At 67.6% G+C, this 15,184-nt stretch carries 16 protein-coding genes; 6 read left to right on the top strand and 10 right to left on the bottom strand.

Features of this window, described 5'->3' with window-relative positions; genetic code table 11:
- Nucleotides 1-418: 418 nt before the first annotated feature.
- Nucleotides 419-1,618 carry an MFS transporter gene (locus AC5P8R_RS12700; protein WP_142234593.1) on the bottom strand — a complete coding sequence of 400 codons (1,200 nt, stop codon included), beginning with the start codon at nt 1,616-1,618 and terminating at the stop codon, nt 419-421.
- 72 nt (nt 1,619-1,690) lie between these two features.
- Between AC5P8R_RS12700 and AC5P8R_RS12695 the strand changes: the two genes are divergently transcribed.
- Complete coding sequence (locus AC5P8R_RS12695) at nt 1,691-2,488, top strand: AraC family transcriptional regulator (RefSeq protein WP_014646814.1); 798 nt, start codon at nt 1,691-1,693, stop codon at nt 2,486-2,488.
- 60 nt (nt 2,489-2,548) lie between these two features.
- On the opposite strand, the gene dnaJ is transcribed toward AC5P8R_RS12695, so the two are convergent.
- The 4 genes from dnaJ to hrcA form a co-directional block, all read right to left on the bottom strand.
- Nucleotides 2,549-3,673, bottom strand: coding sequence for a molecular chaperone DnaJ (gene dnaJ, locus AC5P8R_RS12690; RefSeq protein ID WP_014036853.1), 1,125 nt, complete (start codon nt 3,671-3,673; stop codon nt 2,549-2,551).
- A gap of 154 nt (nt 3,674-3,827) precedes the next feature.
- Complete coding sequence (gene dnaK, locus AC5P8R_RS12685; RefSeq protein ID WP_046430147.1) at nt 3,828-5,750, bottom strand: molecular chaperone DnaK; 1,923 nt, start codon at nt 5,748-5,750, stop codon at nt 3,828-3,830.
- A 182-nt stretch (nt 5,751-5,932) separates the two neighbouring features.
- The gene (gene grpE, locus AC5P8R_RS12680) at nt 5,933-6,448 is read right to left on the bottom strand and encodes a nucleotide exchange factor GrpE (protein ID WP_014646812.1); all 516 of its coding nucleotides are present in this window, start codon (nt 6,446-6,448) and stop codon (nt 5,933-5,935) included.
- A 63-nt stretch (nt 6,449-6,511) separates the two neighbouring features.
- Entirely contained in the window at nt 6,512-7,576 is a 1,065-nt protein-coding gene (gene hrcA / locus AC5P8R_RS12675; RefSeq protein ID WP_010484463.1) for a heat-inducible transcriptional repressor HrcA, read from the bottom strand.
- A gap of 115 nt (nt 7,577-7,691) precedes the next feature.
- Here hrcA and recN point away from each other — a divergent pair, with 115 nt between their 5' ends.
- Nucleotides 7,692-9,353, top strand: coding sequence for a DNA repair protein RecN (gene recN / locus AC5P8R_RS12670; RefSeq protein WP_495223493.1), 1,662 nt, complete (start codon nt 7,692-7,694; stop codon nt 9,351-9,353).
- A 110-nt stretch (nt 9,354-9,463) separates the two neighbouring features.
- On the opposite strand, the gene AC5P8R_RS12665 is transcribed toward recN, so the two are convergent.
- The gene (locus AC5P8R_RS12665; protein WP_032959114.1) at nt 9,464-10,381 is read right to left on the bottom strand and encodes a LysR family transcriptional regulator; all 918 of its coding nucleotides are present in this window, start codon (nt 10,379-10,381) and stop codon (nt 9,464-9,466) included.
- A 97-nt stretch (nt 10,382-10,478) separates the two neighbouring features.
- Between AC5P8R_RS12665 and AC5P8R_RS12660 the strand changes: the two genes are divergently transcribed.
- Nucleotides 10,479-11,786, top strand: coding sequence for an SGNH/GDSL hydrolase family protein (locus AC5P8R_RS12660; RefSeq protein WP_495223491.1), 1,308 nt, complete (start codon nt 10,479-10,481; stop codon nt 11,784-11,786).
- A 63-nt stretch (nt 11,787-11,849) separates the two neighbouring features.
- Here the strand turns inward: AC5P8R_RS12660 and fur are convergent, their stop codons facing one another.
- Nucleotides 11,850-12,266, bottom strand: a complete 417-nt coding sequence (gene fur / locus AC5P8R_RS12655) for a ferric iron uptake transcriptional regulator (RefSeq protein WP_014646807.1) — start codon at nt 12,264-12,266, stop codon at nt 11,850-11,852.
- A gap of 103 nt (nt 12,267-12,369) precedes the next feature.
- Here fur and AC5P8R_RS12650 point away from each other — a divergent pair, with 103 nt between their 5' ends.
- Nucleotides 12,370-12,762: an outer membrane protein assembly factor BamE gene (locus AC5P8R_RS12650; RefSeq protein WP_014036847.1), complete on the top strand. Its 393-nt coding sequence runs from the start codon at nt 12,370-12,372 to the stop codon at nt 12,760-12,762.
- Between the two features lie 33 nt (nt 12,763-12,795).
- Here AC5P8R_RS12650 and AC5P8R_RS12645 read toward each other — a convergent pair whose 3' ends face one another.
- Together AC5P8R_RS12645 and AC5P8R_RS12640 are read right to left on the bottom strand one after the other, a co-directional pair.
- Complete coding sequence (locus AC5P8R_RS12645; protein ID WP_049439213.1) at nt 12,796-13,053, bottom strand: RnfH family protein; 258 nt, start codon at nt 13,051-13,053, stop codon at nt 12,796-12,798.
- Between the two features lie 3 nt (nt 13,054-13,056).
- Nucleotides 13,057-13,482 carry a type II toxin-antitoxin system RatA family toxin gene (locus AC5P8R_RS12640; RefSeq protein ID WP_032959119.1) on the bottom strand — a complete coding sequence of 142 codons (426 nt, stop codon included), beginning with the start codon at nt 13,480-13,482 and terminating at the stop codon, nt 13,057-13,059.
- A gap of 57 nt (nt 13,483-13,539) precedes the next feature.
- Here AC5P8R_RS12640 and smpB point away from each other — a divergent pair, with 57 nt between their 5' ends.
- Together smpB and AC5P8R_RS12630 are read left to right on the top strand one after the other, a co-directional pair.
- Nucleotides 13,540-14,043 carry an SsrA-binding protein SmpB gene (smpB, locus tag AC5P8R_RS12635; protein WP_005409231.1) on the top strand — a complete coding sequence of 168 codons (504 nt, stop codon included), beginning with the start codon at nt 13,540-13,542 and terminating at the stop codon, nt 14,041-14,043.
- Nucleotides 14,040-14,471: a GNAT family N-acetyltransferase gene (locus AC5P8R_RS12630; RefSeq protein WP_046430139.1), complete on the top strand. Its 432-nt coding sequence runs from the start codon at nt 14,040-14,042 to the stop codon at nt 14,469-14,471. Before smpB ends, AC5P8R_RS12630 begins: the two co-directional genes overlap by 4 nt.
- A gap of 29 nt (nt 14,472-14,500) precedes the next feature.
- Here AC5P8R_RS12630 and AC5P8R_RS12625 read toward each other — a convergent pair whose 3' ends face one another.
- Complete coding sequence (locus AC5P8R_RS12625; protein WP_014646803.1) at nt 14,501-15,073, bottom strand: hypothetical protein; 573 nt, start codon at nt 15,071-15,073, stop codon at nt 14,501-14,503.
- Nucleotides 15,074-15,184 lie beyond the last annotated feature (111 nt).

Genomic DNA, 15,184 nt, shown 5'->3' with positions numbered 1-15,184 from the left:
TGCTTCGCAAGCGAAGCGCCCTCACCCATGGGGGCTCGATGGCGCCATCCATGGCGCCAACGGTCCTGCCCACCCACACCGCCCCGCTTCTGACAGATTCCCGCGACTGTTGGTGGGTGCCGACCGTTGGTCGGCACATCTGTGGGATACCGAAATAAATCGGGGTCAGATCCGTTTTCCTTCGGAAAACGGATCTGACCCCAAGAGCCGTTCCGACGGATCGCAGGAAACTGTCGAAGGCGGGGTGGGTCCGGTTGCAGGGGTGTCCGCGGCATGGATGCCGCGGCCAAGCCCCCAGGGATGGGTTTACGGCGTCCCCTGCAACCGGACCCACCCCGCCAACCCACGGATAGCCCGCTTCTGCTGTTGACGTTGCCTCTGCAGGTGCAGGGCTGCAAGCCCTGCAAACCCAACCCCCTCAGTGAGCAGCAGGCCGCGATGGCGGCAGCCACGCCGCGACGATGCCCAGCAGTGGCAGGAACGCGGTCAGCTGATAGACGAATTCAATGCTGGTCCTGTCTGCCAGCATGCCCAGCACGGCCGCGCCAAGCCCGCCCATGCCGAATGCAAAGCCGAAGAACAGGCCGGACACCATGCCGATGCGGTGCGGCATCATCTCCTGCGCGTACACCACGATGGCCGAGAACGCCGAGGAGAGCACGAAGCCGATCAGCACTGCCAGCACTGTGGTCCATAGCAGATCGGCGTGCGGCAGCATCAGCGCGAACGGGGCCACGCCGAGGATCGAGGTCCAGATGATCGGCTTGCGGCCGATGCGGTCACCCAGCGGGCCGCCGAGGAAACCACCGGCGGCAGACGCCACCAGGAACGCGAACAGATGCAGTTGCGCCTGTGCCACCGGAATGCCGAAGTGGTGGATCAGGTAGAAGGTGAAGTAGCTGCCGATGCTGGCCATGTAGAAGTACTTGCTGAAGATCAGCACCAGCAGGATCGCCAGCACCTTGGCCACGGTGCGCGACGAATGCCGCGGGGCCATAGACGCGGTGTTGGCCGGACGCGGTGTGCCCAGGTGCAGTGCATACCAGCGGCCAACATAGGTCAGCAGCGCGATGCCGATCAGCGCGGCGCCGGCAAACCATGATGCGGCACGCTGGCCATACGGCACGATCACGGCCGCAGCGATCAACGGCCCCAGCGCGGTACCGAAGTTGCCACCCACCTGGAACACCGACTGCGCGAAGCCATGGCGACCGCCCGAGGCCAGCCGGGCGATGCGCGAGGCCTCCGGGTGGAAGATGGCCGAACCAATGCCGACCATCGCCGCAGCCATCAGCACCACCGCGTAGTTCGGCGCAAAGCCGAGCAGCAGCATGCCGCACAGGGTCGAGGCCATGCCGATCGGCAGCGAGTACGGTGCCGGGCGGCGGTCGGTGGCCATGCCGATCAACGGCTGGAAGATCGACGCGGTGAGCTGGTAGGTCAGCGTGATCAGGCCGATCTGGGTGAAGCTGAGGTTGAAGCCGCCCTTGATCACCGGATAGATGGCCAGGATCAGCGACTGCATCATGTCGTTGACGACATGGGAGGTGGAGATGGCGGCCAGCACGCCGGGAGCCACCGGGCGTGAGGTCGTTGCGGGAGAAGCCAGGGTCGACATGGACACAGTCAGGTTGGGGGCGAGCCACGCATGCTACGGTGGGCCCCCACTCCCTTCTGCCGCGTTCGGGTCATGGCCTATCGCAAAAAGGACACTCCCTGCCCGATCCGCGAGACCGCGCCGTGGAACGAAGTGCCGGTACACCGCCCGGTGACCAGCCGCGCCCGGCACTACCCGCCCGGTACCCACATCGCGCCACACCGGCATCGCCGTCACCAACTGGTCTTCGCCATGTCCGGCCTGATGGTGGTGCGCGCGGACGGTGGCCGCTGGGTCGTGCCCTCCACCCGCGCGATCTGGGTTCCGGCCGGCATGGTGCATGCGGTGGACTGCATCGCCGAGGTGCACATGCGCAGCCTGTACGTGGAACCGGACTTTGCACCGCAACTGCCGGATGGGGCGTTCGCAGTACAAGTGGCGCCGCTGCTGCGCGAACTACTGCTGGCGGCCAGCCTGATCGAGTCCGCGCACGTGGACGACAGCCGCGACGGTCGCGTGGTGCGCCTGCTGCTGGACGAGCTGCACCGCATGGACGTGCTGCCGCTGCACCTGCCCTCGCCCACCGACCCGCGCCTGCAGAGGATCTGCCAGCACATCCAGAAGCATCCCGCCGACGACGCCACGCTGCAGGACTGGGCCCAGGCGCTGCAGGTGGACGTGAAGACCATCCAGCGCCATTTCGCCGGCGAACTGGGCATGACCTTCGGGCAGTGGCGGCAGCAGGCGCGCCTGCTGGCCGCCCTGGAGCGATTGGCAGTCGGCGACAAGGTCATCGATGTGGCGCTGGCGATGGGCTACGACAGCCCCAGCGCGTTCACCAGCATGTTCAAGCGCCAACTGGGGCAGACGCCCGCGGCGTTTTTCCGCTGATCGCAAACGAAAACGCCGGGCATGACCCGGCGCTACCGCTCAACGCTTCGGTTGAAAAACTCAGGACGTCATCCGGTCCCAGAAGCCCTTCACGCCATCCATGAACGTCGCCGACTTCGGCGAATGCTTGCGTGCTTCCTCGCCGACAAAGGTGGCTTCGAACTGCTCCAGCAGCTTGCGCTGTTCGTTGGTGAGGTTGACCGGGGTCTCCACCACCACGCGGCAGTACAGGTCGCCCTCGCTGCGGCTGCGCACCGAACGCACGCCCTTGCCGCGCAGGCGGAACAGCTTGCCGGTCTGGGTCTCGGCCGGGATGCGGATTTCCGCTTCGCCGCCGAGGGTCGCCACGCGCACGGTGTCGCCCAGCGCTGCCTGCGAGATGCGGATCGGCACTTCGCAGTGCAGGTCGTCGCCATCGCGCTGGAAGATCGCATGCTCGCGCACGCGCACTTCCACGTACAGGTCACCCGGCGGCGTACCGGCCGGACCGGCCTCACCTTCACCCTGCAGGCGGATGCGGTCGCCGGTATCGACGCCCGCCGGCACCTTCACCGACAGCACCTTGTCTTCCTCGACACGGCCGTTGCCGTGGCAGGTCTTGCAGGGCTTGGCGATGATCTGGCCACGGCCGCCGCAGTTGTGGCAGGCCTGCTGCATGGCGAAGATGCCGCGCTGGATGCGCACCTGGCCGCGGCCATGGCACACATTGCAGGTTTCGACCTTGCCGTCTTCGGAGCCACTGCCATCGCAGTCGCCGCACTCGGCCAGGGTCGGGATCTCGATGCGGCGCTCGACGCCGCGTACCGCTTCTTCCAGGTCCAGCTCCATCACGTAGCCGATGTCGGCGCCGCGACGGGCCTGGCGCGGCCCACCGCCGCCACCGCCAAAAATGTTGCCGAAGATATCGCCGAAGATATCGTTCATGTCCGGGCCGCCCGGACCACCACCGCCCATGCCGTGCTCGAACGCAGCGTGGCCGTGGCTGTCGTACATGCGGCGCTTGTTGCCATCGGACAGCACTTCGTAGGCTTCCTTGCACTCCTTGAAGGAGGCTTCGGCCGCCGCATCACCCGGGTTGCGGTCCGGGTGGAACTTCATCGCACAGCGACGGTAGGCCTTCTTCAGCTCGTCGTCGGTGGCGGTGCGGGCAACGCCCAGCACTTCGTAGTAATCGCGCTTGCTCATATGGTGAATCTGGTTCCGGAAAGTCGGGATTCGTCAAAGCGGAAGAGCGGAACCAGGTCCGCTCTTGCGTCGGGCGCCCCGACACGCCGGTGGGCGGTCAGGACCCTGATGCGACAACGGGACGCTGATGGCCAGCGTCCCGTGTCGGTCCGGATCAGGCCTTCTTGTCGTCCTTGACTTCGGTGAACTCGGCGTCGACCACGTCGTCCTGCGCCTTGCCGGCGTTGCCGGCGTCGGCACCCGGGGCACCGCCCTGGTCGGCCGAAGCAGCGGCGAACAGCGACTGGCCGGCTTCCTCCAGCACCTTCGACTTGGCTTCGATCTGTGCCTTGTCGTCACCCTTCATCGCGGTTTCCAGGTCGGCCAGGGCCGCCTCGACCTTGCCGATGACATCGCCGCCGACCTTGCTGCCGTGCTCGGTGATGGCACTGCGGGTGCCGTGGATCAGGGCATCGGCCTGATTGCGGGCCTGCACCAGCTCCTGGAACTTCTTGTCTTCTTCGCGGTTGGCTTCCGCGTCGGCGACCATGCGTGCGATCTCTTCCTCGGACAGACCCGAACCGGCCTTGATCTCGACCTTCTGTTCCTTGTTGGTCTTCTTGTCCTTGGCCGACACGTGCAGGATGCCGTTGGCGTCGATGTCGAAGGACACTTCCACCTGCGGCAGGCCACGCGGAGCCGGCTCGATGCCGGACAGGTCGAACTTGGCCAGCGACTTGTTGAAGCGGGCCTGCTCGCGCTCACCCTGCAGCACGTGCACGGTCACGGCCGACTGGTTGTCCTCGGCGGTGGAGAACACCTGCGAGGCCTTGGTCGGGATGGTGGTGTTCTTCTCGATGATCTTGGTGAACACGCCGCCCATGGTCTCGATGCCCAGCGACAGCGGGGTCACGTCCAGCAGCAGCACGTCCTTGACGTCGCCGCCCAGCACGCCGCCCTGGATCGCAGCACCCAGTGCCACGGCTTCGTCCGGGTTGACGTCCTTGCGCGGTTCCTTGCCGAAGAACTCGGTCACCGCCTGCTGCACCTTCGGCATGCGGGTCTGGCCACCGACCAGGATCACTTCGCTGATGTCGCTCGAACGCAGGCCGGCATCGTTCAGGGCGACGCGGCACGGCTCGATCGACTTCTTGATCAGGTCTTCCACCAGCGCTTCCAGCTTGGCGCGGGTCAGCTTGATGTTCAGGTGCTTCGGACCCGAGGCGTCAGCGGTGACGTACGGCAGGTTCACTTCGGTCTGCTGGGCGCTGGACAGCTCGATCTTGGCGCGCTCGGCAGCGTCCTTCAGGCGCTGCAGGGCCAGCGGATCCTTGCGCAGGTCGATGCCCTGGTCCTTGTTGAATTCTTCAACCAGGTACTCGATGACGCGGTTGTCGAAGTCTTCGCCGCCCAGGAAGGTGTCGCCGTTGGTGGCCAGCACTTCGAACTGCTTCTCGCCGTCGACGTTGGCGATCTCGATCACCGAGACGTCGAAGGTGCCGCCGCCCAGGTCGTACACCACGATCTTGCGATCCTTGTTGTCGCCCTTGTCCAGGCCATAGGCCAGCGCGGCCGCGGTCGGCTCGTTGATGATGCGCTTGACGTCCAGGCCGGCGATGCGGCCGGCGTCCTTGGTCGCCTGGCGCTGGCTGTCGTTGAAGTAGGCCGGCACGGTGATGACCGCTTCGGTGACCTTCTCACCGAGGAAGTCCTCGGCGGTCTTCTTCATCTTTTCCAGCACCTTGGCCGAGATTTCCTGCGGCGCCATCTTCTTGCCGTCGCTGGTGGCCACCCAGGCATCGCCGTTGTCATGGGCCAGGATGCTGTACGGGACGTGGGCGATGTCCTTCTGCACTTCGGCGTCGGTGAACTTGCGGCCGATCAGGCGCTTCACCGCGTAGAAGGTGTTCTTCGGGTTGGTGACGGCCTGGCGCTTGGCCGAGGCGCCCACCAGGACTTCGCCGTCCTTGGTGTAGGCGACGATCGACGGGGTGGTGCGATCGCCTTCCGAATTCTCGATGACGCGGGCCTTGCCGCCGTCCATGATCGCCACGCACGAGTTGGTGGTGCCGAGGTCGATACCAATGATCTTGCCCATGGGGGAGACTCCTGAGGATGCTTGTTGGGGTCAGTCCAGCCGTTCGGCCGGTGGATGAATACGATGTGGGGGAGGCTCGTGGAACATTCAAGCCATCTCCCGAACGCTGTGTTTCCGGTCGCCCGGCGCGTTCAGCGTCGGGCCGGGTGACGGGACATTCCCGCCTTCCGGCCCTGGAGGGGTCAGTCGGCGGCCACCACCACCAGCGCCGGCCGCAGCAGGCGCTCGTTGAGCAGGTAACCCTTCTGGAACACGGTCACCACGCTGCCCGGGGCGGCGTCTGGGGCCGGCACCTGGCTGATGGCCTGGTGGTGTTCCGGGTTGAACGGCTGGCCGATCGGGTCCAGCAGGACCAGCCCGTTGTCGGCGGCAACCTTCAGCAGCTGCTTGTAGGTCAGCTCCAGGCCCTCGCGCAGCGGATGCGGGTCATCGCCGGCCGCCTTCAAGCCGGCATCCAGGCTGTCGAACACCGGCAGCAGCTCGCCCAGCAGCTTCTCGTTGGCGAACTTGCGGGCCTGCTCGATGTCACGGGCAACGCGCTTGCGCTGGTTCTCGAGGTCGGCGCGCTCACGCAGCGCATCGGCCTTGATCTGCTCGACCTCGGCGCGCAGGCGCTCCACTTCGTCGTTGACGCCGGCGGCGGCGGCCGCATCGGCGGCAGTCTGCTGGGATTCGATATCTGGATGTTCGTGGTTCATGTCTGGGTCCCTGGCGGTCAGTCTCCGCCTCCACCCACCCTAGTGTGGGCGGGATGCTGCGTTTCAAGCGTCGGATGTTCCAGGAGTGCGCCCGGCTGGCGAAAACGCCGCGCCGAGTACATCGGCAGTGGCCTGGACCAGCGGGATCATCCGGTCGTAGGCCATCCGCTTGGGGCCGATCACGCCCAGCACGCCCAGCACCTGGCCATTGGCGGTATAGGGGGCGGTGACCAGCGACACCCCCTGCAACGGCATCATCCCGGTCTCTTCGCCAATGAAGATGCGCACCCCCGGGGCCTGGATGGTGCGCTCCAGCAGCTGCAGGATCTCGCGCTTGCTGGAGAACAGCTCGAACAGCTCGCGCAGCCGCTCCAGGTCGGACAGGTCCTGCACCCCCATCAGACGGGTCTGCCCGGCCACCAGCATGTCATCGGCCGCCGGCTGCAGGGCCTGCTCGGCCAGCTCGATGCTGTGCGCCAGCAGCTGCTCCAGCTCCGAACGGGCATCACGCAGTTCCAGCAGCAGGCGGGTGCGGATCTCGGCCATCGGCAGGCCGGCGAAATGCGCGTTGAGGTAGTTGGCGACCTGTTCCAGCTGGCCCGGCGCGAACTCCTGGCGGGTCTCGATGACCCGGTTCTGCACCTCGTTGTCGGCGAACACCAGGATCGCCAGCACCCGGCGCCCGTCCAGCGCCACGAAATCGATCTGGCGGAACGCGAACTGCTCGCGCCGCGGGGCGCTGACCACGCCGACGAAGTGGCTCATCGCCGACAGCAGCTCCGAGGCGCTGCCAAGCAGGGCCTGGGTGCTGCCGCCGCCGGCCAGTTCCTGGCGCAGCCGGGCCAGCTCGCCTTCGCCCGGCGGCTGCATCTGCAGCAGGCTGTCGACGAACACCCGGTAGCCATGTGCGGTCGGGACGCGCCCGGCCGAGGTGTGCGGCGAAGCCAGCAGCCCCAGGTCTTCCAGGTCACCCAGGATGTTGCGGATGGTGGCCGGACTGACCTCCAGCCCGGCCACGCGCGCCAGCGTCTGCGAGCCGACCGGCTCACCGTCCTGGATGTAACGCGCGATCAGCGTGCGCAGCAGATGGCGCGCACGCGGGGCAAGCTGGTCGGGAGAACCGTGCATGGAATCAACCTGTGAGACACGGACACTAGATAATGGCGGCGGATCACCTTGGCAAGTCATTGGACCTCCCGCGCGCGCGTGCTAGCGTTGCGCGGCTGCTGACACCCCCTTACCCATGCTCAGACATCTTTCGATCAAGGATTTCGCCGTCGTCCGCGCCACCGAACTGGAGTTCGGGCCAGGCATGACCGTGGTTTCAGGCGAGACCGGCGCCGGCAAGTCACTGATGGTCGACGCGCTGGGCTTCCTGTCCGGCCTGCGCGCCGACAGCGGCGTGGTCCGCCACGGCGCCGCGCGCGCCGAGCTGTCGGCCGAGTTCGCGCTGGACCAGCTGCAGGCCGCGCGCCAGTGGCTGGCCGACAACGAGCTGGACGACGAGGAGCAGTGCCAGCTGCGCCGCGTGATCCGTGCCGATGGCGGCTCGCGGGCCTGGATCAACGGCCGCCCGGTGACCCTGGCGCAGCTGGCCGACCTGGCCTCGCTGCTGGTGGAGATCCACGGCCAGCACGAGCAGCAGGCCCTGCTGGCACGCCCATCACAGCTGGCCCTGCTGGATGCCTATGCCGGCAACGAGGACGAGCGCCGCCAGGTGCGCCGCGCCGCTGCGGCCTGGCAGGCCCTGGTCGATGAATCACTGGCGCTGTCGCAGCAGGGCGAAGTCAGTGACCGGATCGGCTTCCTGGAGCACCAGCTGCGCGAACTGGACCGCGAGGATCTGGAACCGGAGTCGATTGCCGCGCTGGGCGCCAGCCACCGCCGCCAGGCCCATGCCAGTGCCCTGCTGAGTGCCTGCCAGGCGGCCAGCAACCAGCTCAATGGCGACGACGGCAGTTCCGCGCTGGACCTGCTGCAGCAGGTGCGCCACGAGCTGTCGCGCCTGATCGAACACGACCCGCGCCTGGGCGAGGTCGACGGCCTGATCGAAAACGCCTCGATCCAGCTGCACGAAGCCCTGTCGCTGCTGGACCGCGTGCATGACGACCTCGACGCCGACCCGGAACAGTTCGAGGAGAACGAGCGTCGCCTCGGCCGCCTGCACGACCTGGCCCGCAAGCACCGTGTGCCGATGGACGAGCTGGGCGCGCAGCGCGAGCGCATGCACGCCGAAGTGGAACAGCTGCGTGGTGCTGACGAACGCCTGCAGCGCCTCGCCGGCGAGATCGACAAGGCCGCTGCGGCGTGGCGCGTGCAGGCCGGGCTGCTGACCGCCAGCCGCCGCGCCGCCGCTGCCGAGCTGTCGGCCACCACCACCGGCATCATCGCCGAGCTGGGCATGGGCGGCGGCCAGTTCCTGATCGAGCTGGAACCGCAGGACGCCGGCAAGCCCGACCCGCAGGGTGCCGAGCGCGTGGAATTCCTGGTGGCGGCCAATGCCGGACAGCCACCGCGTGCCCTGCGCAAGGTGGCCTCGGGTGGCGAACTGTCGCGCATCTCGCTGGCCATCGAAGTGGCCGCGCTGGACCTGGATGCAGTGCCGACCATGGTGTTCGACGAAGTCGACTCCGGCATCGGTGGCGCGGTGGCGGACATCGTCGGCCAGAAGCTGCGCGCCCTTGGCGAGAAGCGCCAGGTGCTGTGCGTGACCCACCTGCCGCAGGTCGCCTCGAAGGGCCATGCCCATTACCGGGTCAGCAAGGCCCCGGTGGAAGGCATGACCCAGAGCGCAGTGGAAAAGCTGGACAGCAAGGCGCGCGAGGAAGAACTGGCGCGCATGCTCGGCGGCGTGGAAGTGAGCAAGGAAGCGCGCGCCGCCGCACGCAAGCTGCTGCAGGTGTAACGCCGGCCGAGCCGAGCATTGGCTCGGCTTCCGCACGGTAGTGCCGGCCGCTGGCCGGCACCCCGATGCGGGTGGATGAAGATCATGAGGTTGCCGGCCAGCGGCCGGCACTACCCCTGTGGCTGCGTCAGATCGACGTTCTCCACCAGGAAATCAAGAAACGCGCGCACCCGCAGCGGCAGGTAGCCGCCCTGCCCCAGGAACACCGCGTGCACCTCTTCCAGGTCACCGGGATTGGCGTCCTCCAGCACCGGCAGCAAGCGCCCGGCGGCAATGTCCTGCTGCACCTGGAATGCTGCCAGCCGCGCCATGCCCAGCCCACCCAGCACCAGCTGGCGCAGCGCATCGCCGTTGCTGGCGCGCGCGTTGCCACTGGGCAGCAGCATGCGTTCGCGCCCGTCCTGCAGCAACGGCCAGCCCTGCATCGCGCGCGCATGGCCGATATCCAGCCGGTTGTGCGACTGCAGCTCCTCGGCAGTGCGTGGCAGCCCGTGCCGCTGCGCGTAGGCCGGTGCAGCCACGATCATCATCCGCGTCGCACCCAGCCGCCGCGCCACCAGGCTGGAACTCTTCAGTGGACCGGCCCGCACCGCCACGTCGGTGCGCTGCTCAAGCAGGTCGATCACCTCGTCATTGAGGGTCAGGTCCACGCCTACCTGCGGGTTGCGTTCGAGGAACGCCGGCAGCAGCGGCAACAGGAAATGCTGGCCGAACGGCACGTTGGAGTTGACCCGCAACCGTCCACGCGGCTCGGCATGGGCACTGGCACAGCGCTCGGCCTCTTCCAGGTCGGCCAGCACGCGCAGGCCGCGCTCGTAGAACGCGCAGCCTTCCGGGGTCAGCTGCAGCTGGCGGGTGGAGCGTTGCAGCAGGCGCGTACCCAGCCGCTGCTCCAGCCTGGCCACCAGCTTGCTCACTGCTGATGGCGTCATGTCCAGGGTGCGGGCGGCGGCGGAGAAGCCACCGGTCTCGATCACCCGCACGAACACTTCCAGTTCGCCGGATCGGTTGATGTCGGGTCGCGCCATGACGATGAATCCAGTTCACAGATGATTGTCCATGCGCAGTCTAGTTCACAGATGACCCCGGAATCACCATGGCGTTCCCTCCACCCGGGACCGCCCGATGAACCGCTTGAGCCAGCTCACCGCCACCGCCCTGCTCGCCCTGTCCGGCGTCGCCAGTGCCGCATCCGGCCCGCACTGGGTCACCAGCTGGCAGGCCAGCCCGCAACCGGTCTGGGACGCCGATTTCCTGTTCCCGACTCTGGTTCCGGCCACGCTGCAGGACCAGACCTTCCGCCAGACCGCGCGCATCAGCCTGGGCGGGCCCCGGCTGCGGGTGCGGCTGAGCAATGCCTACGGCACCCAGCCGCTGCGGATCGGGGCGGCCAGCGTGGCCGCGGGCGCGGGCGCCACCCCGCAACCGCTCAGCTTCGACGGCCAGCCCGGGGTGTTGATCGGTGCCGGCCAGGAACGGCTGAGCGATCCGCTGGCGGTGGCCACGGAAGACCACCAGGCGCTGCAGGTCAGCGTCTTCGTGCCGGGGCCGACGCCGGTGCAGGCGTTCCATTGGGACGGCCGCCAGACCAGCTGGATCGCCGGCGGCAATCAGGCCCGGGCGCGCGACCTGCAGGGTGCCAGTTCCACTACCGCACGCCTGTTCCTCACCGGGATCGAGGTCGAGGCCGCCGCCAGTGCGCGTAGCGTGGTGGTGATTGGCGACTCGATCACCGACGGCGCCACCGCCAGCCTCGACCAGGACCAGCGCTGGACCGACCATCTGGCCGCGCGTCTGGCACCGCGCGGCGTCGCGGTGGTCAACGCGGGCATTTCCGGCAATCGGCTGCTGAGCGACGGCATGGGCGAGTCGGTTCTGGCCCGCCTGCGGCGTGACGCACTGGATCAGCCCGGCGTCGCCAGCGTCATCGTGCTGATCGGCATCAACGACATCAGCTGGCCCGGTACTGCCTTCGCCCGCGCGCAGCCCCGGCCCAGCCTGCCCGAGCTGCAGGCCGGCTATCGTGCCCTGGCCGAACAGGCCCACCGGCGGGGTCTACGCATATTCGGCGCCACCCTGATGCCGTTCGCGGGCGCCCTGCCCGGCACGCCGCTGGACGACTACTACCACCCGGACAAGGAGGCCCTGCGCCAACAGCTCAATGCATGGCTGCGCAGCAACAGCCCGTTCGACGCTGTGATCGACCTGGACGCGGCGCTGCGCGACCCGGCCGATCCGTCACGGATGGCCGCCGCCTACGACTCCGGCGACCACCTCCACCCGGGGGATGCCGGCAACCGGGCGATGGCCGAGGCGGTGGACCTGGAGATCCTGCTCGGTTGCAAGGGGTCAGAGCCCTTTGCTGGCGCAAAGGGATCCGACCCCGCAGAGCGCCCGGGGCCGGCCCCCTTTCCTGGAGGGAAAGGGCCCTGACCCCGGCAACGAAAAACCCCGGGCAAGCCCGGGGTTTCGTCGCTAGCGGCTGGCCGGAACGGCCTACTTGCGCTTCTTGCGCACGTAGAGCACCAGCGAGTGTTCTTCCAGCTCATAGCCGTGATCGGCCGCGATCTTGCGCTGCAGCTCCTCGATCTCATGGCTTTCGAATTCGATGATCTTGCCGCTGTCCACGTCGACCATATGGTCGTGGTGGCCACCACGGTCCAGCTCGTAAACGGCCTGGCCACCCTCGAAATTGTGCTTGAGCACGAGGCCGGCGGCCTCGAACTGGGTCAGCACCCGGTAGACCGTCGCCAGGCCGATCTCGTCGCCATGCTCGAGCAGCTGGCGGTAGATGTCCTCGGCGGTCATGTGGTGCTGGTGGTGCTGGGCATTGCGCTGTTCGAGCAGCGCCAGGATCCGCATCCGCGGATGGGTCACCTTCAGGCCGACTTTACGCAGGTCGTGGGTTTCCATAGGTCTCCGTTCATTGGCGATTTAGCGCCAGCTGCCTCGGATTGGGTCGCGGTGGCACGCCGGGAGTGTATCATCGGTTTGATTTCCCCAACCGCCAGTCCCGATGCGCAATCTCCTGTTGGTCGCCGCCGTCGCCCTGTCCACCACCGGGTGCGGCATCATCTACAAGCAACCCATCTATCAGGGCAACCTGATCCGGGAAGATGCCGTGGCCAAGCTGCAGGTCGGGCAGAGCAAGCAGCAGGTCACCGCGCTGCTGGGCACCCCGTCCATCCCCGACCCGTTCCACGCCCAGCGCTGGGACTACACCTCCAGCCAGCGCGTGAACCGCCTCGGCCGCACCGAAGTGAAGAACTTCGTGGTGTTCTTCGAGAATGACGCCGTTACCCGCTGGGAAGGCGACTACTTCCCGGGCAACGACAAGGCCCTGGCCCAGCAGACGGTGCGCCAGTTCGGCCGCAACCTGCCGAAGGACAAGAAGAAGAAGGGCCGCTGAGGCCTGCCCGTCCGCAGGGACGGGTTGCCGGGATCAACCGCCGAGCGCGCGACGCCGGCGGTTGTCCTTGGGGTCGGCCAGCAGCGGGCGCAGCAGCTCGATGCGGTCCCCGTCCAGCAGCGCCTGCTGTGGACGGGCCACCACGCCATGCACCGCGGCGGCCGGACAGTCGGCACTACCTTCCAGCGCAGCGGCGGCGATGGCGTCGGCCACGGTCGCTCCCTCTTCCAGCTGCAGGTGGCGCGACAGCACGCGCTCCGGCCAGGCCAGCACCACCTCGACCTCGATCATCGCTCAGCCCTCGTCGGCGACGCGGACGAAATCATTGACCATGCGATCGGCCAGTCCCTGGAAGCCGATCGCCAGGGCCGGACCGAGCAGGCGCGAGCTGGGTTCGAACTCCAGGGTCAGGGTGACCTTGCACGCATCCTCGGCCAGCGCATGGAATTCCCAGCGGCCGTGCAGCTGCTTGAACGGGCCATCGCGCAGCTGCATGTCGATGCTGTGCGGGCGCTGCAGGGTGTTTTCAGTCTGGAACCAGGTACTGAACGAGCCCAGGCCCAGGTCCAAGCGCGCCACCAGGCGGTCCTCGCCCTGCTCCAGGATCTGGGCAGCCGAGCACCAGCGGAAACGGCGCGGATAGGCCTGGACGTCGTTGACCAGGTCGAACATGCGCGCGGCCGAATGTTCGACCAGGGCGCTGCGGCGGATAGTAGGCATGAATACAGGACGTTTCGGCAATCGACCGGGCGGGCCCGAATCGGAGACAATACGGAAATGAGCAAGAACAGCGGCAAGGATAAAGCAAAGAGCGCGACGGCCAACAAAACCATCGCGTTGAACAAGCGTGCCCGCCACGAGTACCACATCGAAGAGCGCTTCGAGGCCGGCCTGGCCCTGCAGGGCTGGGAGGTGAAGTCGATCCGCGCTGGCCGCGGCAACATCATCGACGCCTACGCCTATGTGAAGCACGGCGAGATCTTCCTGATCGGCGCGCAGATCACCCCGTTGATCCAGGCCTCCACCCACGTGGTGGCCAATGACCGGCGCGAGCGCAAGCTGCTGCTGCACCGGAGCGAGATCGACAAGCTGGTCGGCAAGGTCGAGCGCGATGGCTACACGATCGTGCCCACTGCGATGTACTGGAGCAAGAACAAGATCAAGCTCGAAGTCGCGCTGGCCAAGGGCAAGCAGACCCACGACAAGCGCGATGCCGCCAAGGACCGCGACTGGGCGATCGAGAAGCAGCGTGTGATGCGTCGCGGCAACCGCGACGCATGACCGCCCCCATCGGCGCCATGGTGACTGCCAGCGCCGATGAAACGCGCACGTTGTGCGCGCGCCTGCTGGCCTTCAACCAGGCCCACGGCGGCGATTCACTCGATGAGACTCCAGTCCGCCTGGCCTGGCATGACGAGCACGGCGCGCTGCGCGGTGGTGTGCTGGCCGACGTCTGTGCCGGCTGGCTGCAGGTACATGTGCTGTGGGTGGACCCGGAACTGCGCGGGCAAGGCATCGGCCAGCGCCTGCTGGCGGAAGCAGAAGCCGCCGCGCGCCAGCTTGGCGCCCGCAACGTGATGCTGGATACCTTCGACTGGCAGGCCGAAGCTTTCTACCTGCGGCAGGGCTACACCGTCTATGGGCGGCTGCCCGATTGCCCGCCCGGGCACGAGCGGATCTACCTGCGCAAGGCGTTGCCAGGCTCCTGACCACGGCGGCTGTAGAAGCCGCCGACCGATCACCCTGCCAGCACGCCCTGCCCGCGCATGCGCGGTGCCAGCGCCGCGTGCATCACGGCCAGGTGCATCACCACTGCCAGTTCCGGCGCATGCCGGTCATCGCCGGCGCGCCACCGCTGCGCCAGCTGGGCCGCGTCGGCCGGCAGCAGGGCCAGCAGCTGGGCGTCATCCAGCGAATCGGCCGCGCCCTGGAGCTGCCGCGCCATCTGTCGCGCCTGCCATACATGCACGCCGATGCTGAGGCTGGCCAGCGACATCAGGACCACGGCCAGCCCGTGCTCGAACCATTGCGACAGCACTTCCGGCCCCCACAGCAGGGCCGCCAACACGGCCAGGCCCGGCAGGCGCCAGCCCAGCCAATGGATGCGACCGCGCTGCGACCAGTGCACAACCACCGCACTGGCCACCAATGCCGCGGCCGCAGTCGCCGGCAGCTCGGTCAGTGCGGTGGCCGCAAGCAACACCGCCAGCACCGCCCAGACCCAGCCGGGCGGCAGGGCGCGCCGCTGGTAGTCGGCACCGACCGGCCCGATCAGCTGCCGCAGGCTGCGTTGTTGGCTTGCATCGGTCACCCACAGTCTCCGTGTCTGTCCTGGCCCGGATGGTCGCCGCCAGTGTGTCGCAAATTCGTGCCAATGACGTTACCAATCCGCTATGCCGCTGGCTCTACAACATGTTGTGGA

The organism is Stenotrophomonas sp. YJH_SMC_73, assembly GCF_059370155.1.
The sequence above is the reverse complement of the archived record's forward strand: the minus strand, read 5'-3'. Positions and strand labels throughout refer to the sequence as shown.